General features: G+C 41.7%; 21 protein-coding genes. 13 read left to right on the forward strand and 8 right to left on the reverse strand.

The window, feature by feature from the left end; all coding sequences use genetic code 11:
• Position 1: 1 nt before the first annotated feature.
• From HQK88_04410 to murA, 10 genes are all read left to right on the forward strand, one after another.
• Entirely contained in the window at positions 2–1,081 is a 1,080-nt protein-coding gene (locus HQK88_04410; protein ID MBF0616045.1) for a radical SAM protein, read from the forward strand.
• Positions 1,082–1,094: 13 nt separating this feature from the next.
• Positions 1,095–2,642: a radical SAM protein gene (locus tag HQK88_04415; protein MBF0616046.1), complete on the forward strand. Its 1,548-nt coding sequence runs from the start codon at positions 1,095–1,097 to the stop codon at positions 2,640–2,642.
• Between the two features lie 24 nt (positions 2,643–2,666).
• Complete coding sequence (locus tag HQK88_04420) at positions 2,667–3,146, forward strand: hypothetical protein (GenBank protein MBF0616047.1); 480 nt, start codon at positions 2,667–2,669, stop codon at positions 3,144–3,146.
• Complete coding sequence (locus HQK88_04425; protein MBF0616048.1) at positions 3,121–4,104, forward strand: glycosyltransferase family 2 protein; 984 nt, start codon at positions 3,121–3,123, stop codon at positions 4,102–4,104. Before HQK88_04420 ends, HQK88_04425 begins: the two co-directional genes overlap by 26 nt.
• Positions 4,091–5,017 carry a class I SAM-dependent methyltransferase gene (locus HQK88_04430; GenBank protein ID MBF0616049.1) on the forward strand — a complete coding sequence of 309 codons (927 nt, stop codon included), beginning with the start codon at positions 4,091–4,093 and terminating at the stop codon, positions 5,015–5,017. Before HQK88_04425 ends, HQK88_04430 begins: the two co-directional genes overlap by 14 nt.
• The gene (locus tag HQK88_04435) at positions 5,014–5,736 is read left to right on the forward strand and encodes a class I SAM-dependent methyltransferase (GenBank protein ID MBF0616050.1); all 723 of its coding nucleotides are present in this window, start codon (positions 5,014–5,016) and stop codon (positions 5,734–5,736) included. The genes HQK88_04430 and HQK88_04435 overlap by 4 nt, the downstream gene beginning before the upstream one ends.
• Positions 5,737–6,699 (forward strand): NAD(P)-dependent oxidoreductase, encoded by a 963-nt coding sequence (locus tag HQK88_04440; protein MBF0616051.1) that lies wholly within the window; start codon positions 5,737–5,739, stop codon positions 6,697–6,699.
• 682 nt (positions 6,700–7,381) lie between these two features.
• On the forward strand, positions 7,382–7,924 hold the full coding sequence (locus HQK88_04445) for a hypothetical protein (GenBank protein ID MBF0616052.1): 543 nt from the start codon (positions 7,382–7,384) through the stop codon (positions 7,922–7,924).
• Between the two features lie 181 nt (positions 7,925–8,105).
• Complete coding sequence (gene cobB, locus HQK88_04450; protein ID MBF0616053.1) at positions 8,106–10,181, forward strand: hydrogenobyrinic acid a,c-diamide synthase (glutamine-hydrolyzing); 2,076 nt, start codon at positions 8,106–8,108, stop codon at positions 10,179–10,181.
• Positions 10,182–10,196: 15 nt separating this feature from the next.
• Complete coding sequence (gene murA, locus HQK88_04455) at positions 10,197–11,462, forward strand: UDP-N-acetylglucosamine 1-carboxyvinyltransferase (GenBank protein MBF0616054.1); 1,266 nt, start codon at positions 10,197–10,199, stop codon at positions 11,460–11,462.
• Here the strand turns inward: murA and HQK88_04460 are convergent.
• From HQK88_04460 to HQK88_04475, 4 genes are all read right to left on the reverse strand, one after another.
• Positions 11,452–16,062, reverse strand: a complete 4,611-nt coding sequence (locus HQK88_04460) for a protein kinase (GenBank protein MBF0616055.1) — start codon at positions 16,060–16,062, stop codon at positions 11,452–11,454. The genes murA and HQK88_04460 overlap by 11 nt on opposite strands.
• Before the next feature lie 121 nt (positions 16,063–16,183).
• Positions 16,184–16,507, reverse strand: a complete 324-nt coding sequence (locus HQK88_04465) for a hypothetical protein (protein MBF0616056.1) — start codon at positions 16,505–16,507, stop codon at positions 16,184–16,186.
• Position 16,508: 1 nt separating this feature from the next.
• Positions 16,509–18,029 (reverse strand): protein kinase, encoded by a 1,521-nt coding sequence (locus HQK88_04470; protein MBF0616057.1) that lies wholly within the window; start codon positions 18,027–18,029, stop codon positions 16,509–16,511.
• A gap of 6 nt (positions 18,030–18,035) precedes the next feature.
• On the reverse strand, positions 18,036–18,296 hold the full coding sequence (locus tag HQK88_04475; protein ID MBF0616058.1) for a hypothetical protein: 261 nt from the start codon (positions 18,294–18,296) through the stop codon (positions 18,036–18,038).
• A 150-nt stretch (positions 18,297–18,446) separates the two neighbouring features.
• On the opposite strand from HQK88_04475, the gene HQK88_04480 reads away from it, so the two are divergent.
• Positions 18,447–19,238 carry a DsbC family protein gene (locus tag HQK88_04480; GenBank protein ID MBF0616059.1) on the forward strand — a complete coding sequence of 264 codons (792 nt, stop codon included), beginning with the start codon at positions 18,447–18,449 and terminating at the stop codon, positions 19,236–19,238.
• Positions 19,239–19,358: 120 nt separating this feature from the next.
• Here the strand turns inward: HQK88_04480 and HQK88_04485 are convergent, their stop codons facing one another.
• The 3 genes from HQK88_04485 to HQK88_04495 all read right to left on the reverse strand — a co-directional run bounded on the left by HQK88_04485 (position 19,359) and on the right by HQK88_04495 (position 22,655).
• Complete coding sequence (locus HQK88_04485) at positions 19,359–20,585, reverse strand: glycosyltransferase (protein ID MBF0616060.1); 1,227 nt, start codon at positions 20,583–20,585, stop codon at positions 19,359–19,361.
• Positions 20,586–20,596: 11 nt separating this feature from the next.
• A complete protein-coding gene (locus HQK88_04490; GenBank protein MBF0616061.1) occupies positions 20,597–21,289 on the reverse strand; it encodes a PHP domain-containing protein in 693 nt (230 codons plus the stop codon).
• A 118-nt stretch (positions 21,290–21,407) separates the two neighbouring features.
• Positions 21,408–22,655, reverse strand: coding sequence for a family 1 glycosylhydrolase (locus HQK88_04495; protein ID MBF0616062.1), 1,248 nt, complete (start codon positions 22,653–22,655; stop codon positions 21,408–21,410).
• A 203-nt stretch (positions 22,656–22,858) separates the two neighbouring features.
• Between HQK88_04495 and HQK88_04500 the strand changes: the two genes are divergently transcribed.
• Positions 22,859–24,463: a glycosyltransferase family 39 protein gene (locus HQK88_04500; protein MBF0616063.1), complete on the forward strand. Its 1,605-nt coding sequence runs from the start codon at positions 22,859–22,861 to the stop codon at positions 24,461–24,463.
• A gap of 13 nt (positions 24,464–24,476) precedes the next feature.
• Positions 24,477–25,487: a hypothetical protein gene (locus tag HQK88_04505; GenBank protein MBF0616064.1), complete on the forward strand. Its 1,011-nt coding sequence runs from the start codon at positions 24,477–24,479 to the stop codon at positions 25,485–25,487.
• A gap of 8 nt (positions 25,488–25,495) precedes the next feature.
• On the opposite strand, the gene HQK88_04510 is transcribed toward HQK88_04505, so the two are convergent.
• Positions 25,496–26,443 (reverse strand): AEC family transporter, encoded by a 948-nt coding sequence (locus tag HQK88_04510; protein ID MBF0616065.1) that lies wholly within the window; start codon positions 26,441–26,443, stop codon positions 25,496–25,498.
• Positions 26,444–26,778: the final 335 nt, after the last annotated feature.

The following is a 26,778-nucleotide window of genomic DNA, read 5'->3' on the forward strand; positions in this document are numbered from 1 at the left end:
AATGTTTGGTATAGATAAGGATAAATTAATCAGACGGGCAAAGATTCTTTCAAAACTTGGCTCAGCCATTGTTAAAGCAAAACTCTTAAAAGAAAGAAAACCTATTTTTGTCGGGTTATACATTACTAATTTGTGTAATCTCAGATGTAAGTACTGTTTTGTTAACATAGATGATCGCTTTAATGAGCCATCAAGGGCTGGTTTCAATAAGGATGAGGTTATCAAAATTGTAGATGAACTCTATGAAATGGGCACAAGGTGGATATTTCTGTTGGGCGGTGAGCCACTTATGCACAAAGACATCGGTCCCATTGTAAGGCATATTACAAAAAAGGGAATTTTACTTCATATACTAACAAACGGCACTCTGATTAAGCAGAAAATTGATGAGATAGATACAGCAGACAGTGTTTGCATTAGCATTGACGGAGCAGAGGACTCAACAGACAAGATGCGGGGACAGGGCACGTTTAAGCGGGCGCTAAGTGGAGTGGAAACTGCTCTTTCTCGCGGAATGTTGGTCAGGGTTCATGCCGTGCTAAATAAGCACAGCCTTACCGAAATGGATGCTCTGGTTGAAATGGCAAAGGAAATGAAAATTACAATAACAATTTCTCCGCCAAATTATCTGGGCAAATCTGATGATCCTGCACTTGCACTCACAACCGACGAGTACAAGGAGTTTTATCTCCGCTATAGAAAGCTTAAAGAAAAAGGCTATCCGATTGGTAATTCCTTCTACTCTATTGATAAATCATTGCACTGGCCGATAAGTTATCACAACTACATTACAACAGAGCAGAAATTTGCGCACTATAAGCCTATTCCTTGTGTTATCGGCTACACTCACGGCTGTATAGACGCCGAGGGCACCATGTTTAACTGCATTCAACGCGGTTGCCTGGACGGACTAAACATAAAAGAGGTTGGAATCAAACGGGCATGGGATGCTCTTCCTGAGCGCAGAGCCGACTGCGTAAGCTGCTCCTCTATTAATACGATTGAGACATCGGCTTACTTAAATCTCATTCCGGATATAATGCTGGATGGTTTCAGGTTTTTCCTTGGGCAACGAAAATGAAGGAGACTCAACAGTGAGAGTAGTGTTTTATGACAGTGGATATGAAACTTTTGGTGTGCAATATTTAATTTCGGTGTTGAAAGAAAAAGGGCATGATGTCAGGCTTTTTTTCGATTCCTCATTTGCAAGGGATTATTTAGCACAAGACTTCTTCCTTATGGATTTTTTCTCTTTGACTGCAAAACAGGTTTGTGACGGAATTTGCGCCCATTCCCCTGATGTTGTATGTTTTTCTGTTTTCACAATATTTTACCAGAGTAATCTCTCTGTCATAAGACTTATCAAACGTCAGATGCCTGACGTTAAAATTGTCTGTGGCGGAGTTCACGTCTCTTTGTTGCCAGACATTGTTTTACAAAATGATGAGATTGATTTTGTTGTGCTTGGTGAGGCTGAGGAGTCATTACCACTTCTTGTTGAAAAACTGCAGCAGATGGATAAGCAAGTAGTTAAGGATTTGCCGTTTGACCAATTGCCTGGTGTTTGGAATGTAAGCAAAGGGAATTTGGTAAAAAGAGGCCTGTCCCCCATTCCTCACGATTTAGATAAAATCCCGTTTCCTGAAAAATCTATGTATTATAAAACTAATCCATCCCTTGCAATCACATACACTGCCATTGCAAGCCGCGGGTGCCCCTACAGTTGCAGTTACTGTAATAGTGATACGATAAAATCTCTCTACGGTTCTTATAAAGAACGTTATTACAGATACAGGTCTGTGGAAAATATAATAGCCGAGCTTAAGTACGCTCTCAGAGAGTATAAGCCCAGGTATATTATGTTTTTTGATAACGTGTTTGCTTCAAGAAAGGACTGGTTGATTGAATTTGTTAAAAGGTACAAAGAGGAAATTGGATTGCCCTACTACTGTCAGACCAGTCCTCTGACACACAATAAAGAAAGTTTGCAGTTGCTGTATGACAGTGGTTGTTGTCTGCTTGAGTTTGGCTTTCAGAGCGCTAATGAGGAGGTACGCAGAGAAATATTGAACCGGCGTGAAAAAACTCCAGCCATGAAAGAACTTATAAGGTCGGCTGTAAATATAGGCATGTTCACTGAGGTTGATATGATAGCCAATTTGCCTGGTGAAACAGCACAGCATTTAGACGAGGCTCTGGATTTCTTTATAGAAACACGCCCAAACTGGGTAAATCTTGCTTTCCTTCAGTTTTATCCTAAAACAATGATAACAGATATTGCCATTTCAAAAAATATACTCAAACCTGAGGATGTTACTAAGATTGAGCATGGTTACATGGCTACGTCTATGAGATTGTTATCAAAATCAAACCTTGGGAAAACATACCGTGTGCTTCCTTTTCAGGTTTTTGCAGCTTTTTATTTTAATGAGAAAATATCAAGACGAATTATTGCTTTGACCAAAAATAAATTGTTTTCATCCCTTTTGTCTTATATGGCCTCTCCATTCCTTTACTTCTCACGGATACTTTTAAGCTACATGGACAGGAGGGATTTTTTAATCAGACATCATGTTGTACGCTCATTCCATGCAGCTAAAAATGTTTTATCTGCAAAAATATTTGGGTCTAAAAAGCATTGAGATACACACAACTGATCTAATATAATGAAACCACTGTGGCATGTCATAGCAGGCGCAGGGCTTGGCCTTGCGGCATATAAGGTTACAGGGAGTTGGGAATTTACTTCTGTAACAGTAGCTGCAGAAATTTTAATTGATACTGACCATATCATTGACCACCTGACACAAAGTGACAAACCCTTTGACATAAAAGCCTTTTTTTCGGATGAAGAATCCCTTAAGTGGAAAAAGATTATGTTTATTTTTCATTCTTATGAATTGGTTTTGCTAATAGCTGTTGCTGCTTTTTATTTTTCATATCCTTTGTTGTTGGCCGTTTCTATAGGCATGCTCCTTCATCTTATACTTGATGAGACAGGTAACCGGAACGTTTCCTTTCCAATACGTATGGTGCCTGCATTTTATTTTCTCTCCTGCCGGCTTATACATGGTTTTAATACTAACAAACTATTGTACAGGCTTCAGGAAAAGGAAATAAATGGTAAAGGCAAGTGTCTTGTCTAAAAAAATAACTGCAGTTATAGCTTGTTATAAGGACGCTCAGGCAATACCTTTTATGTACAGGCGGCTTGTCGATGTCTTTACAAAAATAGGAGTTGATTATGAAATCATTTTTGTAAATGACTGCAGCCCCGACAATGCCCGTGAGGTTTTAGAGGAGCTGACATCAAAAGACAGCAAAGTTATTGCTATCAACCACTCAAGAAACTTTGGTTCACAGAATGCTTTCACAAGCGGCATGAGAATATCCTCTGGTGATGCGGTGGTTCTGTTAGATGGCGACCTGCAGGATCCCCCTGAGGTGATAGAGCACTTTTATTACAAATGGCTGGAGGGTTTTGATGTTGTCTATGGAGTGAGAATTAAAAGGGAAGCAAACCTGTTTCTTAACATAGCGTATAAAGCATTCTACAGAGTTTTCAAATACATGTCTTACATTAATATTCCGGTTGACGCCGGAGATTTTTCTTTAATAGATCGTAAGGTTGTAAACATAATTAATACATTGCCTGAAAATAACAGATTCATGCGCGGACTTCGTGCCTGGGCTGGTTTTAAACAAACTGGTGTTGAGTACTTCAGGCCAGAGAGAATGTTTGGGAAATCTACCAATTCCATGATTAACAACATGGCCTGGGCAAGAAAAGCAATATTTTCTTTTTCTTATGTTCCTATGGATTTTATGATTGTGTTAGCTCTGTTTTTTCTATTAATTTCGTTTATATTGGCATCTGTTCAAATTACCATGAAGCTTTTGCACCCTGAGTTATCTCCTTCAGGTTACACAACACTGTTGCTTGTAACAATATTTATGGGAAGCATTCAACTGTTGTGTTTTGCTATCATAGGGTCATATATATCACACATGTATGATGAGATAAAGCACCGTCCCCCGTATGTTGTGGAAAGTTACATAAATTATTTACCGAAAAAATCTGCTGATAAAGATGCCCCACACTAAGCCGCTATTCCCCACAAAGTGTGCCATTTGTAACACTGAGGGAAACTCAACAGAACTATACAGAGCAAACTTTGAACCGGAGTCTTTTAACGCTACAAAGTTTTCGGCGCGCAGAGTGCCTGATAAAACTCACTACCGTATCGTTAAATGTAACAGCTGCGGGCTGGTTCGTTCCGACCCTGTTGTCTCTGCTGATGTTGCCGCAGGGCTTTACCATCAAAGCTCTTTCAAATATGAGGATGAGGTGGAGAACCTGAAAATTACTTATGGAAGGTATTTGAAAAAGCTGACTAAATATGGGCAAAAAAAAGAATCAATTTTCGAAATAGGCTGCGGTAACGGTTTTTTTCTTGAATATGCCAAAAGCTTTGGTTTCACCCATGTCTGTGGAATAGAGCCCAGCAAGGATGCAATTTCAAAAGCCTCAGACTATATGAAACAGCATATTATTTGTGACATGCTGAACCCTGGTAAGTTTGAACCCGAAACTTTTGATGTAATTTGTTTTTTTCAATTGATAGACCACATTTATGACGTTGGTTTACTGTTAAAGGAGTGTTACCGGCTTCTTAAACCAGGCGGACTTATCCTGTGTATTAATCACAATGTAAGTGCACTTTCCAGCCGGTTACTTGGTGAGCATAGCCCTATTTTTGATATAGAACATACATACCTGTTTGATGAGAAAACCTTAAGTAAAGTGTTTCTTGCTAACAATTTTACAGTAAAAGAGGTTGCTACCTCTCTAAACCGGATTTCATTAAGTTACCTGAACCATCTGTTGCCGCTGCCATCACATTTTAAAGTAGCAGTGTCATCATTTTTAAAATATACAAAAGTAGCAGCAACGTCATTTTTTTTACCATTAGGTAATATATATATAATTGCAGAGAAACCGGGGGAATCACTATGAAACACTCTGATAAAGACGCAGTGCAGATATTCAATCGGGATATTGAAGCTAATAAGGGCTACCTATATACTACAAATGCCTCGTTAAGCAGTTATCTGTCCAATAAACGCCTTACGGATGCCGTGTTGGAGCTGATAGATTTTAAAAACAAAACAGTCCTTGATATTGGCTGTGGGGATGGCACTTTTACAAGAGATATTTGCCATCGCGGTCAGACTTCACATATAGTTGGGATTGACCCGGCCCGCGAGGCAATTGAAACCGCTAAGAAAAAAAAAACCGGCATTGAAAATATAACTTTTGAGGTGCAAAACGCCTGTGCCCTGCCGTTTGAATCAAAGAGCTTTGATATAGCGCATATAAGGGGAGTGCTGCATCATATGGAAAACCCAAAAGATGCGTTAAAAGAGGCTCTAAGGGTAGCAAAGATGACAATTGTGGTAGAGCCAAATGGTTATAACCCTGTGTTAAAATTATTAGAGCGGTTTTCAAAATACCATAGAGATCATGACGAGAAGTCCTATAGCCCAGCTCTTTTGGATTTTTGGATACGGCAACTTGGCGCTGATGTCAAAACACGGTGTTATGCTGGTCTCGTTCCGTTTTTTTGCCCTGATTGGATGGCTAAAACATTAAAGAAAATGGAGGCTTTTGTTGAAGACATTCCTGTTGTTAAATCAGTTTGTTGCGGCGTGTATATTTTTACTGCAGGGGATTAAATGAAAAAAGTAATTATTACCGGAGCCACGGGCTTTGTGGGCTCTAATCTGGCAAGAGCACTGCTTAGACAAGGACATGATGTGCATCTTTTCCTTCGCCATGGTTTTAATCCATGGAGAATTAACAGTGTCATTGACAATGTACGCATACATGAGGTTTCTCTTACAAATGAAGAACAACTCACTCAAACAATGAAAGAAATCAAGCCGGACTGGATTTTTCATCTTGCCGTTCATGGAGCTTATTCGTGGCAGACAGACGTATATAAAATTATAGAGACAAACATTACCGGAACGGTTAGTTTGGTTTGTGCAGCAGTAAAGACCGGATTTGAGGCATTTATAAATACTGGCAGCTCCTCGGAATATGGCTACAAAAGTGATGCTCCTAAGGAAAGCGACTGCCCACAGCCTAATAGTTATTATGCTGTAGCAAAAACCTCAGCCACGATGTTTTGCGCCTACATGGCAAAACAGCATATGGTAAACATATCCACATTAAGGCTTTACTCGGCTTACGGACCATTTGAGGAGCCAAACAGGCTCATTCCCACTCTGATGATTAATGGACTTCACGGCAAACTGCCGGTATTGGTACGGCCTGACATTTCACGGGATTACATATACATAGATGACATTACAGACCTTTATACACTTATTGCAGCAAATCACCCATCTGAGCCAGGAGCAATATTCAACGTTGGGACAGGAGTACAAACCTCGCTCAGAGAGATAGTGGAAATTACAAGAGCGATGTTTAATATCAAGGAACTCCCTGTGTGGGGCAGCATGCCTGAGAGACTTTGGGACACTGATATTTGGCGTTGTGACAGTAGTAAACTAAAGGAAACATTTTTGTGGAATTATCGTTATAGTTTAGAAGATGGATTAAAGAAAACCAGAGAATGGCTTGAAACTGACGGGTATCTGTCTGAATATGAAAATCAAATTAAATTGATATGACAAACTCTAAAGGTGTTACACATAGTAAAGTAGAAATATGGATAACTTTGTAGTAATAGGAGTGAGATATGAGTGGTTGAAAGCTGCTGTAGATGGGTATTTAAAAACAAAGCAGCCTCTTATAGCTAATTATAATGGTACTTTGGGGGTAGCAGGCCCTTCGGATGATATTGGTATCTATTATTTTATTCCCAAAATAGCTTGTTGGTTTGGACTGTCTCTTGACCAATCGTTGTACGTTTTCTATGGTGGCATTACGGTGTTATCTTTGTTATCCGGCCTTATCGGATTCATTTTCTTGTACCGAAAGCAATATTGTCATCTTGCCGTAGCTTTTGTTTTCCTGGCATGGTTTATTTTTTTTGCGCTGAGACGTCTTACAGAAGTTTATATTATCCCTCCGGCTTTGGTGATAGCCCTCGTTCCATGGATAATGTATTCTTTACACTCAAATGTTAAGTATTCAATAATTTTGTATTCAATAGTTTCATTTATCGCTTCTATCAGCCATTTTATACGTACTCATGCGGCTACAGGATTGCTCATATTTATGGTAACTCTTATTGTCCTGTCAAAGAATTTTTCCAAAAAAATTAAAGTGATAATGCTTTTTTTTATTGTACTGTCTTTTATGATTCCGTTTATTTATGCTCAGAATTTAATAAAGGCAAGAGATAATTTAATGAAAGCAAAATATCCTGATTACAAAAAAATAATTGCAAAGCATGAACTGTGGCACTCTGTATATATAGGTTTGGCATTTGTAGAGAACCCTGTAGTTGGCCCATTTTTCAATGATATTGCAGGTTTCGATAAAGCTCTGTCTATTAATCCAAATTTACCTGGAGCTGTTAATCCGCCCAAATACTTAGGTGGTGCAAATATAGGCGGATATCAGGATTATTATGATATCTTAAAAAAAGAATTTTTCAAGGTAGTATTTAGACATCCTATTGTAATAATTGAAAATTTTGGCACAAAACTTGCTATACTATATATCTATTTTATAATCTTTGCAAACATAGGCATAATTTTTGCCTTCATTTACAAAAAACCCATACAAATTGAGGTTGCTCTATGGTGTGGGATACTATTTAATGCTTTACCAGGGCTGTTGGTTGTTCCAGCGTTTCATTATAATGCCGCCTTTATAGCCTTTGCAGCAATATACGGACTTTTTAGTGTCAATCAAGCATGTAGCTCTGACAGAGCTCTCGACAATTGAAATTACAACTGAATATAAAGAAGCTGTGATAGAGGGGTTGTTATGGTTTCAGGAGTAACAGCAGGGTCGGATTGGCTGTTGGGATTTTTGTTTGGTATCTGATGTCACACAGTTTGCTTTTTTTTATTTTTAAGTAGTTAAATAGAGTAATGTGTGAAATTATTAATATTGTGTTACGTAAATGCCGGTAGGCAGGGTGGTGATAGCCGGGCTTAGGGGCGGCTCAGGAAAGACCACGCTGTCGTTAGGGCTTTTGAGGCTTTGGCGAGGCAGCCGTAAGGTAGTGCCGTTTAAAAAGGGGCCTGACTATATTGATGCCGGATGGCTTTCACAAGCCGCTGGCACACAGTGTTATAATCTGGACACATTTATAATTGCCGGAGACAGGATTCTTCAATCCATATCAAAAAACTCTAAAGACGCCGATTTTGCCGTGATAGAAGGTAACAGAGGTCTCTTTGACGGCCTTGACTCTAAGGGCACTTTTAGCACTGCCTCACTTGCCGTGCTTACTGACACACCGGTTATTCTTGTTGTGGACTGCTTAAAGGCAACGACAACAGTGGGCGTAATAGTTAAAGGAGTTGTGGCGTTTGACTCAAAAGTTAAAATAAAAGGAGTGGTGCTTAACAGTGTCTCTAATCAGCGGCATGAGTCAGTGATAAGAGAGGCTGTGGAGACATACTCAGGCGTACCGGTTGTGGGGGCGTTAAAAAAGACATCCACCCCGCTTTTGCCTGAAAGACACATGGGACTTGTAACTGCCGATGAGCATATGCAGGTTGAAAGAGCGCTTACGGAAATCTGCACACTTGTTAAGGACTCCGTAGATATTGAGAGAATATGGGAAACTGGCATGGCCGCTGGAATTCTCAACATTCCGGTTGTCTCAGAGCCACAGTATGAAAACAAGGAAAATGTAAAAATCGGAGTCATAAAAGATACCGCGTTTCAGTTTTACTATCCTGAAAATCTGGATGAATTAAGGAAAGCTGGCGGAGAGCTTTCAGAGATAAGCGCAGTTTCTCAAGAGGATTTACCAGATGTTGATGCGCTTTATATCGGAGGCGGATTTCCAGAGACAAACGCAATAAAACTTTCTGAAAATGTACAATTTAAAACGCAACTAAAAACCGCCATAGAAAACGGACTTCCCGTATATGCCGAATGCGGTGGTTTAATGTTCCTTGGCCGCAGCATAACAATGGATGGCAAAAGATACCCGATGGTGGGGGTTTTCCCTATGGATTTTGAAATGCAACCTAAACCTCAGGCACACGGTTACACTGTGGTTGAGACTGTTAAGGAAACTCCGTTTTTTGGCAAAAACGTGGTGCTGCGGGGCCATGAGTTTCATTACTCACGGGTAAGCGGACTGAGTGGCGGGGAGATGGATTTTGCCTTTAAGATGAAAAGAGGTAAGGGGATTTTTAATGGGCAGGATGGAGTGTGCTACAAAAGTGTATTTGCCTCCTACACTCACCTTCATGCCCTTGGCGCTCCTGAGTGGGTTAAAGGAATGATTAGTGCTGCCATACAGTTTAAAAGAACAAGGGGGGTACAGATGGAAGAAAGTTTTTTAAAGAATCTTAAAAAAACTGAGATGTCACTGAGACAATTAAAACAAATCATTAAAGCACACATAGAGAAAGAGGAGTCTTCAAGCATTGAGGAATTCGTAAAGAAAGACAAACGAGCTCTGAGTGCACTTGTGTCAATGTCGTACGATAAAAGTATTAAGAACTGCTGGAGGGCGGCCTTGTTAGCTGGCCAGATAATAGGACGCATGGCTAACTGGAATTCAAAAGAGGCGCGTGGCCAGGTGCAGAGACTCCTGTGGAATATGAGTGATGAATCCGGCACAATCCCGTGGATGGTGCCGGAAATATTAGGCGAGGTGGTGCGTGAAAACCCTGAGCCATTTTCTGACATACCGGCCATAATTGTCGGGTACTCACATTCGGAAACTGAAGACAACATATTCCTTGCTGGTGTGCTTTATGCTATCGGGCGCATTGGGGAGATTCATAAAGAGTACATTGCTGATTATCCGTACATTCTCGTGAAAGAGAGTTTTCTTCACCGTGAGGCTGATGTCTGTATAAATGCGGTGGTGGCGGCCAAAAGACTGTCCATGACTGGCGTTGACGATTTATTGGTTAAGGTTAAAAAACGAAATGATATTGTAAATGTTTATTATGACAACTGTCTGAGGACGGTAACGATAGCTGAGATGGCAGGAGAGTTATTTTCATAGAAAAGGGGAAATTAAATGGATAAATTATTAATAAGAGGCGGTAAAGCGCTAAGAGGAGAGGTGGAGATAAGCGGAGCAAAAAATGCGGCGCTTCCCATTATGGCAGCAACTATTTTGAGCCCCGGGCTAAACACCCTCTATAATATTCCTGATTTAAAAGATATAAAAACCATGTCAACCGTGTTGGAGAGCATGGGGGGGAGGGTGGCAAGGGCAGATGAGGATGGAGCGCTTACAATAAACACAGAAGGGGTGGAAACCGTTGAGGCCCCCTATGAGTTGGTAAAAACAATGAGAGCGTCGGTGCTGACTTTGGGGCCATTAATGGCGCGTTTTGGGTATGCGCGTGTGTCGATGCCCGGTGGTTGTGCAATAGGAGCGCGTCCCATAAACCTGCACCTAATGGGACTTGAAAAAATGGGAGCGGAAATCACCCTCTCACAGGGTTACGTAGTGGCAAAGGCAGAGCGGCTCAAAGGGGCTGATATTAACTTTGACACGGTCACGGTAACCGGAACGGAGAACCTGATGATGGCTGCAGTGCTTGCTAATGGAGTAACACGGCTTGAAAACGCAGCCCGAGAGCCTGAGGTCTGTGACCTTGCTGGGGTGTTAATCCAAATGGGTGCCCATATAACAGGGGTTGGCACACCGCTTATAGAAATAGAAGGTGTAAGTGAGCTTAGACCTGCCAATTACCGTATAATACCGGACAGGATAGAGACCGGCACATTTTTGGCCTTTGCAGGAATTACAGGGGGCGACATATTAATAAAAAACTGTGAAGTAACACACATTGGCTCGGTGATAAAAAAGTTTATGGAGGCAGGGCTTACGATAAGCGAGGAGGCAGGGGGCTTAAGAGTAATCGGGCCGCACGCAGGCGCCCTTAAAGCGGCAGAGGTTGCAACCTCGCCCTATCCTGGGTTTCCCACAGATATGCAGGCACAACTTATGGCGCTGATGTGTGTAGCAGATGGCACAAGTATCATAAGAGAGACGATTTTTGAAAATCGCTTCATGCACGCTGCCGAATTAAGGCGAATGGGAGCAAACATAGAGGTGGAGGACAATTTGGCGATAGTCAAAGGAGTCAACAAACTTCTTGGAGCTCAGGTTATGGCAACCGACCTGAGAGCCAGCGCATCCCTGGTTGTAGCAGCACTTGCCGCCGAGGGAGAGACAATTATCGACAGAATCTACCATCTTGACCGCGGTTATGAAAAAATAGAATATAAACTCTCTAAGCTCGGAGCAGATATACACAGAGTTAGTGCATAGCAGAGACCTTTTTAGCTTCATCGACAACCTCGCTGTTAGAATCCGATAAGCCTTTAGCAAGAAGGTCTTTTGCTGTTGAGCCTTTAAAGTATTTAAGTGTGGCCACCGCATCTTTTCTTACTTTGTTGTCAGGGTTATTTAGTAAACTTTCAATGAGAGACAAAGCAATTGCTGCTTCTATTTTACCGGATGCTATGATTTTACCAAGAAACGGCGATATTATGCCGGTTAGTGAGGGCGTTGCTGAAATTAGTGTAACAAGCTCATTAACAGCCTCATCGGTTGCAATAACTGACAGCACATGAACAATCCGTTTTGCTCCCGCAGGATTTCCTTTTACAAATTGCTCATCGCGTAACAAACCAGAAAGTGGCGCAAACACATCGTTTCCCATATAAGCCAACAGATACTCTAATGCTTGTGAGTCAGCAGGGTCCGGGGCTTTTACCATCTCTGAAATCAGTGTTTTTACCGCTATGGCATCTTTGCGCCCGGACAGAAGACAAGTGATGTTTTCACGGCTTTTGGGATATGCCGCTTGAACCTCTGCACGGTTCTTTTTTATAAACACTATGTAGCTTTCCCTGTATGAGTCTGACTCAGATGCGTTACAGCCGGAGGCAGGCTTATCCAAAGATTTCAAAGCATCAGCTACTAAAGCAAAATAACTGTCCTCCTCACTTTTTTTGTTAATTTCACCTGAGTCATATTTTGTAACTGTGCTCTGATACACATAATAAGCCACACCGAGAATAACCACTAACAGAGCTAACGCAACCGTTAATAGTTTGTTCTTTTTCTTTTCTGCTTTAGTTTGTATTTCATGAGAGGTCGGCTTTTGGGCTATCTCCTCTTGTATAAGAGACGGGCGCATTATTGTTGTTGTCCCCATCTGCTTTGATTGTTTAAGCGGCTGATCAGTTTTAATATCCTGCTCTTCTGACAGTTCCCAGTCAAGAAACCACTGTATCACAGTAGCATCCTTGCCGCCGGAGTATAAGTACCACCCATTAGGGGTAAACGCTAACGCGTTTACGCCATCAGTGTGGCCATGAAGTGTGGCCAAAATCTCACCGCTTTCAACACTGTGAATGTTTATCGTCTCATTGGATGTTCCCACTGCAAAGCATTTTCCATCAGGATGAAACACGGCAGTTAACACTCCTTTATTTGACACCTTATGCCGTTTCACTCGTCTCATTGTCTTAGTGCCCCAACCACACACGTAACCGTCCTCACCTCCGGTAAGAAAATGCTCCCCGTCAGCACTGAATGATATTGAGTTTACAGAGCCCGTATGTCCCTCAACACTTGACAGCACTTTACCTGTGACACTGTCCCAAAATATGACCAATCCATTTACTGTGCCTGAAATTAGCGTTCTTTCCTCATTATGCAGCGCTATGGTGGTTATCTCATCGGAGCTTTCCTCAAATCTGCCGTAGTATCTGCCATGTATTGCGTCAAACAAACGGATGGTTCTTTCCGGGGATGCCGAAAAGACATATCTGCCGTCAGAGGTTAATACAACCGTCGTCACAGACCCCACTGGGACTTTTAAGTCGCTCAGACGTTCAGTGTTATCTAAATCCCACGTCTGAATTGTCCCCTCAGCACTGCCAAAGCACACCGTATGTGACGTATAATCTATTGCAAGCGTTTTTACCGACCCAGGCGCTGTAATCTCTGACAAATCAGTGTTGGAGGGGGAGGAAATGTCGGTCCTTACGACTTTGCCATCGTCTCCGCCTGTTATTAGATACCTTTCGTCGGAGCTTATGACAACAGCGGTAACTGAATCTATGTGATGCTGATAGTCTCTGAGTTTAAATCCTGCTCTTAAGAATTTTTTACTATAAATTAGCGGAATTGTGGTTAAGAGCGATATTGCTGCCGGGTTCTGTTCAAAACCTGTCAGACTCCTTGCTCCCTCAATGAGATTAAGCGCTTCGGTGAATTCTGATTGATTGATTTTCTGGGAAGCATCGGATAGTCTTTTTGAAAACTCGTATCGTATCTCCTCTTCACGGATTGCGGCAGGTGTTATAAGCGTATATGAAAGAGAGTACCGGTTATGAAAATTCAGCACCATTATCTCATTGCCGTGCGCTATTGTAAGCTTATTTTGTGCCAACCCCAAAGCGGCGCAAGTAAGAGGGCCTCTGTATTTAAAAATAGTGTGGGTGAGTTTACTTTTAATATCCCACACTCGTAGATTTCTCTCATCAGCGGAGAGTAAGAATCTGCCGTCAGCACTGATTCCCACATACAGCACAGGACTTGTGTGGCCGGAGAAGGTGTGAATGCTTTTCCCAGACTCAGTATCCCACAAAATCACTGCTGACTGCCCTGCCCCTGCGGTTACTGCAAGTTTCCCGTTGTTGCTTAAAAAAATTGAGACAGCTCCGCTCTTATGGCCCGAAAATGTGCTCACAGGTTTACCGGTTTTAGTTTCCCACACACACGGAGGCCCCCCCTTATGAGCAGTATAAACTTGCTTTAAATCCGGCGACAGCGCTAAAGATGTTACCGGCTTTCCCTCGGTTTTAAATGCTCCTGCGCTTTTCCCTGTCTTTATGTCCCATACTAAAATTATGCTGTCTGCCGAAGCTGAGATTACATAATTTTTAGACGCTAAAAACTTAATTGCCGACACAGCTTTCGTGTGCTTTTTAAAAAACCATATTTCGCTGCCGTCTGAGGCATTAAGAATGTGTACTGAGCCGTCCTCATGCCCAGAGGCAATGATGTCTCCTTTGGGATTTATATCAATGGCAGTGACTTTCCCATAGCTGAGCTTAAACACCTCTGCCGGCGACTCTGATGCTACATCATAAACATTTATGTGACCGTCACTCATACCGGCATAGATATGCTGTCCGCAAGCGGATACCGCAAGGGAGCATGGCACTCTGAACTCGTCAAAATATGTCCTTTGTACTGAAAACCCTGGCAGATACTGAGACACGGCCTCATCCAGAGAGTCCGGGAGTTCCATAAAGCGCGCTCTCATGGAGTCATAGAGTGCGGCATAATCCTCTCCAAGTTCTCTCAGGCAGTAGCAGTAACCTGCAGCCACAACTGGGTCATCTTTGCCGTTGTCTAAAAACCACTTAAAGCTATCTGCGGCCTTTTTAAGTGAAATCGTGTCCTGTTTTGTGACCTCCCGGTTGGCAATGGAAAGAGCTTGTAATTTAAGCGCCTCCGCCGACTCCTTGCCCTCTGTGATTATTTCATTTATCAGATTGAGGGCATTGTGCTCATCGGCATGAAAGAGGTGAAGTTTACCCAATAGAAACTTTCCCTGTCCGGTGTGTTGCACGCTCCGCAGAAAGTCCCGCATCTCGGAAACCGCTGTATCTTCTGTTAACTCACCAGTTTTACATTTAAGCATAGTTAAATTAAAGGCAGCCTCAACGTGCTCAGGCTCGGCAGTGAGCGCCTCTTTCCAACTATTTTCCGCACGGTGCAGTTGATTAATTGTTGCATAGGAGACCCCCTGATTATTGAGGGAATCGGCCTTTAAGTCGTCGGATTTTGCCTCAGGGCGAGGATACGGTGTGCCCGTTAAGTGGCTGTATATTGAAACAAGCCTGTTTAAGATTTCTTTGAAACTATCTGGTCTTCCCACCGGATTTTTAGCAAGACACTCTACCATGAGGGAGGACAGTGCGTCATCAAGATTTACGCTCAAGTCCTGAGGATTTGGTGGAGGTTCGCCAGTGTGCATTTTTTGCCAAAGCATCAGTTGATAAAAAATCACGGCATGCCTTTGCTCTTCTGTAAGAACAAACGGTCTGCGCCCGCAAAATAATTCATAGAGAATGCAGCCGTAAGCATAAATATCTGCCGGGATGCCGGCAGTGTGCGCATTTGCAAACTGCTCCGGAGCCATGTACTGAGGAGTGCCAAACGGTACTCCCCCTATGGTCATAGTCTGCCACGGGTTTGATGAGTCCTCCTCATCGCTTGCCATCTGACTTGACACAAGGTCTATCATGCTTTTGTTTTTCTCGGAGACTGTAAAAATCTCTTCATTTCCCCAACTGCCTAATCCCACTAGACCAAAATCTGTGATTAATGACATCCCGTACCTGCTCATAAGAATGTTAGCCGGTTTAAGGTCTCTGTGCACAAGGCCAGTTTGAGAGTCTCCGTTTTCGTCTGTCCAAATGAGTGAATGCGTGTGATCCATACCGGCAGCTATTTGAATTGCTATATCGAGTTTTTCGGTAAGCGTTGAAAAACGTCCTTCTTTGAGCCACTTATCCATAGCTCCGCCATCGACGTATTCAACAAACAGACGGGGGATTCCCTCCATCACCTGAACATAGTAAGCAGAGCAGATGTTAGGGTGAATTCCCAGACTTATCCAAGCCTCCGCCTCCCTGTAAAAACGTTTAAGACCCTCCTCGTTTTTAAGCACTGAGGGAAGCGGGGTTTTTACAGCCATCATCCTGCCTATTTCACGGTCATAGACAAAATAGACCTCACCCATGCCGCCGCGGGCAAGTCCCCTGACATCGTAACGATTGTCTATAACATCGTTTTTAGACCAAAGCCCTTTCTCTTTGATTGAGATTGTGGACAGTGTCGCCATTTAAAAACCTTAATTTCTCCTACTAAAGAGATTTTTAACCACAGATAAACACGGATTATAATCATTTATTTTATCTGCGTTCATCTGCGTCATCTGCGGACAAATCTTTTTCAAGAGTTACTCACTTAAGTGACAGTGCACCGGTTTTAGGATCATAGTTATAAACACCCTTATCCAGGGCTGAACCGGAAAACTGTTCCAATTCTGCCAGATCTTTTGGGAATCTGCCCTCAGAGGCGTTAAAAGCGTTAATGGCTGCGCGCAGATTTTCAAGCTCTGTTTTCTGTGCCACCACCTTAGACTTGTCCAGCGCATCCTTTCGTGATTTGGCCATCTCCTGAACCTTGTCCGTCATTCCCTCTTTTTTATCATCTTGTTTTTCACAAGCTGACAGTAGCAGTACCACAAATGAAAACAGTAACAACAATTTAAATGTTTTTCTCATTTTACCTCCAACCCTCGCGTTCCATTATATTGTCTATCAGCAAACACAGCGTATTGGCGCTCTGATAGCTTACCTTAATGTCTTTTGTAACGGCTTTATCTATGACGGTAGCCAGAACCGGTGGGATATCCACCCTGCGTTTCAGTATTGGTATCGGTTTTTCCTCTAACACGATATCAAGGGGATGTCTTTGAGATTTACTTTCTCCGGTTATCGGCATATTTTTAATCTCATCCGGTACATCTACAGTGTATTTGCCTGTCAGCATAAAATAGAGTGTGACTGCTGCGGCATAGACATCCACAGGGGGCTTTGAGTACTTATAGTTTTTAATAAGCTCAGGGGACATGTACATAAGAGAGCCAGCAAAGCCGCCATGAGTTCTGGTTATATCAAAGAAAGAATCACCTACATTTTCAAAAGACTTAGCAAGACCGTAATCGCATATCTTTGCTAAAGGAGATTCATCCTGATTTGGGCAGGATAGCAAAATATTTGAGGGTTTAATGTCTCTGTGAATAAAGCCTCTGCTATGCAGTGCGTTAAGCCCTTTAAGAATTTGAACCGCAATTGCGCAGGCGTTTTTCACTGAGAGAGTTTTACTGGCAGAGTTTTTCATAAGATTTAACACATCGCCTCCCGCCATAAACTCAGTAACAAAGTAGTATGTTGTGCCAAAAGTGCCCTTATCGGTAATGGCAACGAGATTAGGATGTGTGGCTTCAGACTGAACCGCCATCTCACGCTCAAAGAGTTTTAATCGCCGGGGGTCATCCAAAGTGGATGGGTGAAGTTTTTTTATTGCGCACACTCTGCCGGTACTTCTTTGCACCGCTTTATAGACTACACCCATACCGCCCCGGCCTAACTCTCCAATGGTTGCATAGTGGTTTTCGTAGTCAAAATGCTGTGATTTGTCCTCAATGCGGTTTGTACAATCTTTACAAATATATACAGCAAGAGGAAAAAAGTTAGCCATACCATCAGAGTTGGCACAGTCTGAGACATCAGTAGAACAACGGCTGCACAGAAACGTTTTTCTGGCTGGTTTACCGGACTTATCTTCTGGTGCAAAATCAATCTTTTCAGAGGTTTCAACCTCATTTGTCTGACATTCCTCACAAAGGGCGTCTCCGGCATCTGTCTTATCGCCATCGTAACTAACTAACTTCACTATTTCAACCCCGCAAAGTCTGCATAACACGGGGGTAGTGCCTGCCTCTTCATGTGTAAAACGTAAAAGAACATCCCCTATTTTTATTATGTCCATGGGGTTTAAAACCTGTTTGGATATTTTCCTTCCGTTAACAAGTGTACCGTTTTTGCTTTGCAAATCAGACAGTACACATTGATTTGCTGTCATCACCAGTTTACAGTGGCTGCGGGAAATTGACCCGTCGCTGCTTGACAACTGTATATCAGCATTTTTAGAGCGCCCTATGATTACCTCTTTAGAGCCACTAAAGAGAAACCGTTTGCCTTTCTGAGAACCCTCCAGTATTTCTATCCTGATGCCGGACATCCTTTGCTATTCCTGCTTGTTGATAAATATAAGCGGTTTAACTTTAGTTAGTAGTTGAGATATTCTGTACTGTCTCAGGTTTTGTCTGCCAGAAAGCAGAATAAAGACAATCAAAACAAACCTTGGCCCGTTAAAGTCTTTGTTGATTATGTGGTAAATTAAGAGTGCAATTCCAATCAATGTGCTTGATATGCTGAAGATAAGAAAGTAGATTTTTCTTCTTATCAAACGGTTTATAAACTTTGTATCTTTATCATCCAGTTCCACAAATCGCCCTCTTACAATTATTCTACACTGATTCCCCTTGTAAATCCTGCCTTAAGTATAGCCTGTACATTGCAAAATGTCCAGACATGCGAAAATTTTTTTTAATCAGCATTATTGACTAAATATCCAGCATTATGATATAAAAAGGTGATGAAAAAATTGGTGCTTATGGGTATGCTTCTGATGGCTGTGATGTTTTATTACACGGCAACAACTGAGGGAATGAGCGGATGTGACACAAACTGTGTGGCGTGTCACACGTTGACCGAAGAGGAGGCCACAGACATACTAAAGCAGCTTGGACCTGCCATAACTGTAACGAAGGTGCAGGGAGCTCCGTCAAAGGGATTGTGGGAGGTAACCATTAAAGCTGCGGATAAAGAGGGACACCAAAAAGACGGTGTTGTGTATATTGACTACTCAAAAGGAAACGTTATATTAGGAAACATTCTTAAGTTAAAGACCAGAGAGAACATGACCGAAAAGCGTATGGGTGAAATAAAGAAGTTTGATTATAAATCCATACCGTTAAAAAATGCCATCCTGCTTGGGAATAAAAAGGCCAAATACAAGATAATCGTGTTTACTGACCCTGACTGTCCATTTTGCCAGAAATTGCATGGGGAGTTAAAACAGGTTGTTGCTGAAAGGGATGATATCGCATTTTACATCCTGATGTTTCCACTTACGGAAATTCATCCTGGCTCATACAAAAAGGCTGTCTCTATAATGTGCACTAAGTCACTAAAACTCCTTGACGATGCAGCGGAAAAGAAGGAGATACCTGAGGAAAATTGCAGCACAAAGGCCGTGGATGATAACATAAAACTTGCTAACAAACTTGGTATAACTGGCACCCCCACAGTCATCTTACCCAACGGCAGACAGTATCGCGGCAATATGAAAACGGAGGAGCTGATAAACGCAATTGAAAACAAGTAAGTTGTAATAGTTCTTTTTGCTGTATATATGTACTACAATCATATTTTTCAAGCTCTAACCAGATCCATCACATAGTCTGTTTGTTCTTTAATCAGTCTTGTTGCAAACAGACGTCTATCACTATTTATCCGCAAGCTCTATATCGGGCAGTATTGAAGGACACTCTTTTTTTATGCTAAATAGCCTGTATATCAATAACCACAAACCAGTCTCTTGCAATGGTGATAAGGCAGAACCTTTGCCGATGATATATCTGTTACCTCTCCAGTTGATAGTGTTGCTGAAAATCGGTACAAACCAAATAATCCCTATTATAATATCCTTAACTGGTGATAACAAATACAGAAGCGGATTCATCCCGGCTTGAAGTCTGGTTCCGATGTGAATGTCATGAGCAATTTTAAGCAAACTAACTGCTACTGCAAACAAGATGGAGGCAGGTGATAATGGCATAATAAACATCAGAATGAAAGCCATAAATACGGCATTACTAAACAGTTCGGAGAAGTACTTTGCGCCGCCAATTTGCCATCTTAGCTTTCCCCACCTTGTATGCCGGTTAATAAAACGCTTTAAACTCCAGTATTCATTAACATTATTAATAAGATGACTTGAAAGAATGATCTTTTTTCCAAGTGCATGAATTCTTTGGCCGATTATGTAGTCCTCTGCAAGAAAGTCCTTAACTGAGGTTAAGCCACCAATGGACTCAAGGTCATCCTTGCGGATGAGTATAGATTTTCCAATGACGCATGGCATGTCGAGATATTTATCTAAAATACAGACACTTCCAACAACAAATGAATTCAGGTGAAGATTTTCCATGACAGCCCCAAACGACCGACCGCCTACTCCCCTTATCAAATTGGTTACGAGTCCGACAGATGGATCGTCCATATGTCGGGAAATATCCGCCAAATAGTCTTTTTCAACCCGGATATTGCTGTCACTGATAAGTATAAGGTCGTATTTGGCTTTTCTATATGCTGGTATCAGATTATTCACCTTGGGATTCAATCCTGCGTCACAATGTTCTACGATAATAGAGATATCCTTAAAACAGTATTTATCCTTGACTTTCCTTACCACTTTATAGGCAGGGTCATTCTGATCATGCAGAGTAAAGATGATTTCATAAACAGGATAATCCTGATTACAAAAGCTTTCGAGATTATCAAATAATCCATCCTCAAGGCCTTTAAGTGGTTTAATGATTGAAATAGCGGGAAATGTATCAGGAATCAGTTCGATATCTGGTTTAGTGAAAGACGTATAAGATCTTACAGCCATCACCTCAAGCAGATACAGGGCAATAACAACCACTATCAATACCATAAAAACCGACATATGTTTACCTCCTAATTTCTGAAAAGTGTTACGGCTACACCCTTGTTATGCCTGATACATTGTTTTATGGAATCTATATTGTTAGCGCAGTTTAGAAGAGTTTTCCACGAAAAAAGATGTTTCGGTTTATGGAAGTCGCTGTTTGCAATATATGGATACTTTTTCAGGCTTATAACATTGAATATATCATCTCTGTTGCCAATCTCCCATGCGTCAATATAACGGGCATATTTTCCTCTGTTATTCCAGAGAAAAAGTGTGTCCTTATCGATTTTTCTTGTCATATAATGTGGATGGCAGGCTACTATCAGGGCATTTTGCAATTTCGCCTTCAGGAATATCTCTTCATAACTTAGACATGCCGGTATAAACTCATGGATATCGATAATCAGAATGTGTGCAGAATTGCTGGCAGAAAAATGATTTTTCGTTATTTCAATACCTGGAATAACGAGCATACCGTATCTGTCATAAGCCCTTTGGGCCTCCTCCCGTATGTGGTAGATATACTGGGTGAAGTTATCGGCCGTTATAGTATATTTAAATCGATGTGCCAGTTTTCCCAGCGGATTATCCCTGTTAACCACGTGATCGGTAATTGCTATTACATCAAAGCCGGCTTGTCCAAAAATATCTATTGTTTTTCTAAGCTCGACCGAGCCATCGGAATAAGTGGTGTGAATATGGAAGTCACACAGCAACATGTCAATATGTATAACAGCTAATCATTTATAACTATTATAGCGATTAAATATTACAGCATAATGAAATTATCATTACAATATGGTTAAAGATTTAGCAGTAAAAAATTTTATCGAAAGGTTAGAATTTTCTATTTTTTATGATATAAGAATAATATGTGGCTGCACTTGTAGGCTTACGTTCGAGGGTCTCGAAATTGACGTTATAGAGCCCGAAGCGGGCATCAAGGCCATTGAGCCACTCGTAATTGTCAATCAGTGACCAGTAGAAATAACCTCTTATATCCAATCCGTGCTTTTTTTTGCAGTGTTCCATTGAGTCAATATGTTCTTTTATAAATCGGATTTTTTTGTGGCTATCCCTTGTAGCTATTCCATTTTCGGTTATTATAAGAGGAACATTTAACGTCGAGGCGAACTTCAGCATCTTTTCAAGTCCGCGCGGATATATCTCCCAACCCATGTCGGTAAGTCCATGGCCATCGATGTCCAAATGTCTCATCTCAACTCCCATCTTTTTCAGTGGATTAAACCTCATATGTATCCTTGTGTAGTAGTTCACGCCAAAGAAGTCGAGTTTTCCTTTTATGGGAACTGGAAATCTCATTTCCTCCTTTAATGGGAATTTAACTATCAACAATCCGGTGCGAAAGGCATCGAGCAGGGATTGATTATAGAAACTTCTTGCAAACCTAGCAAGCAGTTTATCCAGGGGATTCCATTTACTCCACGGAGCAAGCGCAGCCATATTATGGGCCACACTCACCTCCGCATCCGGGTATGCGGCATGTATGATCTCATATGCCCCTGCATGAGCCTTGAGAATATTCACAAGGGCCTTGATTCCTAACGGTACATTATTCATTGCCGGAGGAATACACCCTTCAAAATAGCCTGCAAGGATAAGGACATAGGGTTCGTTAAAGGTTATCCAGTATTTTACGTTTTTTACTGCAGCAACTATTCTTTTTACATAGGCAAGGAATATATCCACAGATTCATCCTCGTGCCATGGGTATTTCTTTATAAACCAAAGGGGATGTGTAAAATGATGCAGGGTAAGCATAGGTTCGATGCGGTATTTTATGAGAATATCTATGATTTCCACATAATGTTCGATTGCCAGGTCATCCCATGTGTGTTCATGCGGTTGTATCCGGCTCCATTCAAGCGAGAAGCGGTACGCGTTTACCCCAAGGTCGTGAAGGAGACTGAGGTCTTTTCTGTACAGTTCATAATGGTTTGTTATTTTAGGCTTTTCACTAAGTATAGTGTCCCATGATGACCAGTCAGCGTGAGGAGAACCCTCAAGCTGAAAGGCAGACGTTGCAACCCCCCATAAAAAAGTTTCACGTGAACATTCTTTCATATTATCCGTGCAGGTGCTAATACGTTCTCCACATTAGTTGTCTTTTTTTTATCCATGCTTTTTATTATAACTTAATCGTTGCCATATTCTAAAAAGTCTGTGCATGTTTGCCTCAAAACTTGATTTATTTCCAAAAAGTAAGCTAATATTTGGATATTACTGATAGAGTCGGTTTGCGCTATTTATGCAGTTAAAGGAGTGATGTGCATTTTCTTAAGACAAAATATCCGGCAATAATTCTGATAGTAGCACTTGCCTACGGCTTCTATCTGCGCTCTTACCATATAGACTATCCAAGTGTTGGTTATCACAACATGAAAGAAAACCAGCATCTGAGCGAAACCCTCAATTTCTACAAGACCGGTATATCTATTCACAGACAAGTGTATTTCCAGGAGGCTGACAGAGACATTCCATATTATGAGGAGTATCCGCAACTGCCATTTATTCCTGCTATTGGCGATGTTTTATGGAAAATCTTCGGCGTCTCATATTGGCTTATGCGTATTCAGATGATAGCCTACTCTTTGGGCACAATTGTTATTTCCTGCATTTTTGTAAAAAGGCTGACTGATGACACCAACCTGTCTTTGCTTACAGCCGTCTATATGGCAATTATGCCGTTAAACGTGTTCTTTGGGCGCAATATACAACCGGAGTCGCCTTGTCTGTTTTTTGTAATGCTGTTTTATCTGTTGTTTTTCGAATGGGTCGAAAAACCCTCCTTTAAATATTCGTTTCTTTCGGCACTGTCCTTATCTATAGCCGCAATGGCTAAGATGTCTTTCCTTGTTCCGGCCATTGCCGTAATTGGTTTTATTCCGCTTAGGGAAACTATTAAAAAAGTACGGGCGGCTAAAATGAAATCCGTCTATGGTTTTTTGATTTTTGCAACTGTACCCTTTTATGTATGGTTAACTAAAATCACAAATATAAACGAAACTCTGACAGAGGGTTCAATTCATAAAATAAAAATTTTTGAACCTTTTACCCTTAACTTTTGGAAAATCAACTCGGCCACTTTAATGAGTTTTTTTGTTGATAACTATACCATATTTAATGGAATTCTAATGTTTGGCGGACTTCTGCTTTTACCGCTTGCTTACAAAAAAGCACGGGGATTTTTCTCGTTCTATCTTATCTCATTAGTGTGTTATATATCTGTTTTTAATTTCTATTTTAAAGAGCACAGTTACTACCAGATGCCGTATGTGTTTCTTGCGGCCTTTCTTATGGCATACTGCGTTAACTATGTATTTTCTCATATTTTTAAAAATCTGCAAACACACTACATAACAGCTCTGTCATTAATCGTGCCTCTTTTGAGTCTCACAGCCGTAAATGCCTCACTTACCAGACAGTATGACAAGCAGTTTTTTGGAATAGACGTGGCTGGCCAGTACATCAAAACACACACCGCCGAAAAGGACAGATTTCTGCTTACCGTAACTGCCCAAAAACTCGGAGTCTGCTACTTTGCCGAAAGGTTTTGTCTTGGCACTCCAGATAAACCAGAGGCAGTAGAGGCATACGAAAAGAAATTTAATTCAAAATATATTTTTGTCCATGTTAGTTCCTTCTCTGAATTTATGAAGCTAAAATCCTGGCTATACATTGAGAAAAACTATAGAATAGTTCAGGGCGGCTTTACTCCATATCAAGGACAAATGGTTCTTAACTATCTTATCCTTGAAAAAGGCGGAGTGTTTTCGATGGATGACTTAAAGAAGTCTCAGCCTTTTTTTGCCAAATCATACGAGCTTAAGAATGAGGCAATTCCATTTTACACCGTTACATTGGTAAAGTAGCAACTGTAAAAAAATGGCAAAAGCTGTAGCATTATTATCAGGCGGCCTTGACAGCACACTGGCCGTGCTTGTGTTACTAAGGCAAAACATAGAAATAACCGCCGTAACGTTTCAGACCTGGTTTGGCTGCGATGCCTCAAGTGTGTCCTCATGTGGACGGCCTACGTATGATTTAGCCGCAAAGTTTGGGTTTGACGTTGAAACAATCACGCTTGGTGAAAGTTTTATAGATATAGTGAAAAACCCCCACCACGGCCACGGAAAGAACATGAACCCGTGTATAGACTGCCGGATTCTGATGCTTAAAGAGGCACTCACATTGATGCACTCAATTGGCGCTGATTTTCTTGTAACCGGCGAGGTGCTGGGACAGAGGCCGATGAGCCAGAGGCGGGAGTGCTTTCCCCTTATTGACCGGGATGCCGGTGTTGAGGGATACGTGCTCAGGCCTCTTTGTGCCAAACTTCTAAAACCAACCATCGCTGAGGAAAAGGGGCTTGTTGACAGGGCACAGCTATATGCAATGAGCGGCAGAACCCGAAAGCCTCAGATGGCATTAGCTGAAGAGCTTGGGCTTACGGAGTATCCTGCCCCTGCCGGCGGCTGCCTTCTGACCGATCCCATCTATTCACAAAGGCTTAAGGAACTCCTCCATTACGACCCGGATGCCTCCGTTAGAGACATATCCCTGCTTCAAATTGGCAGGCATTTTCGCCTCAATCCAACATGTAAGGCTGTTGTAGGCAGAAATGAAGCAGAAAACGAAAAAATCGAGCTATTACTCAATAATGATTCTGTCCTTTTTGCTGTAACAGAGGTCGGTTCTCCAACCACTTTGCTGATTAATAAAGATACCGCTGTAACAGCAGAATTAATCAGGCTTACTGCTGCAATAACCGCCAGATATTCTGATGCTAAGAGAGAAAAAGAAGTTGAGGTAGTCTATTGGGGAAAAACAAGCGGAAAAATAACCGTCAATCCAACTAACCCCGATGTTGCGGAAAGTTTCAGAATAAAAGAATAATTCTGATTTTAATTCAGGAGTCTTTCAATAACCGGCAGAGTAAACAAAGAGCAGGCAGTGGTGGAGACAATCATAAAAGCAGAGAGAGTAACGTCAAGGTTAAATCTTGCAGCAATAAGGAGAGATAGAACCATGGTTGGCATGGCGCCCTCAATGGCACAGGCATTCAGTGCAACGCCAACGAGTCCGAGTTTTTTTGCTACAAAATATGCCAAAAGCGGAGAGATAATAACTTTGATGCCACCTGAGATTGCGGCACAATAAACATGGCTGACTTTTGGAACGGTTATGGCAAGCCCGAGACTGAAAATCATAAGCGGTACAACAAGTGAACCTAACAGGGAAAAAGCTTTAAACACGGGTTCTGGCAGCGTAATACCAGCGCTTTGGATAATCCCGCCAAGTATGACTCCATGGATTGGCGGGAGCATGAGAACACTTTTCAAAGATGAATACAGCATTTGTTTTTTACTGGCAGAGTTTTTTACGGACAGCCCGCCATACCTTGCCGCTACCTGAGTGCCGATTAGCCATAGAATTGGGGTGGCAGTCATAAGGTCGTAGTAGAGGACATACTTTTGAGCACTCTGTCCGTAGAGTTCGGTTATTACAGGAAGTCCAAGGTAGGTGGTGTTGCCAAATGCGGCACATATAATAAGGGCTCCAACCTCCGGCATAGAGAGGTTTTTAAATTTACCGATTATTTTAAAAACAAAATGGGCGAGTGCCATAAGCGCAAATATAGTAAGCGCTGCCGTTATAGGAACCAGAAGAGCCTCAATATCAAGTTTGGTTTCAGCGAAAATCTTTACACACAAAGCCGGCAAAAAAACATTTAAGACAGTCGCATTTATTGAGTTTCGTGCCGTATCGGCATCAACTCCGCCGGGTTTAAGACGCCGAAAGGCAACACCTGCCAGCACTATCAGGGTAAAAGATAAAAGTGTAGAATACATAAAGGCTACGGTATTATAACAAAATGTCAGTTATCGTATCCACAATTAAACCGATTATCAGCTACTAATACCAGGTTGCGCTCAAAGATATAACTAAATGTCATAGTAAAAAGAGCTCCACTCAAAGCGACGTGACAAGCACGCTCCTGTAACAGGTCGTAAGACAGACGTGAGGGTAGAGCTGGTTTGATATAATTTTTCATTCTGAGCGGTTCTCTGCCGAGATAAAACAGCACCTGTTTTACCGGCTTTCCGTACGTCTTGTTAATATAAATCCGGTACCTGAGCATTCTATATGGCATGTTGCTGTTATTTGTGGCCTGAAATTCTATATG

It is taken from the genome of Nitrospirota bacterium, assembly GCA_015233895.1.
GTDB lineage: Bacteria > Nitrospirota > Thermodesulfovibrionia > Thermodesulfovibrionales > Magnetobacteriaceae > Magnetomonas.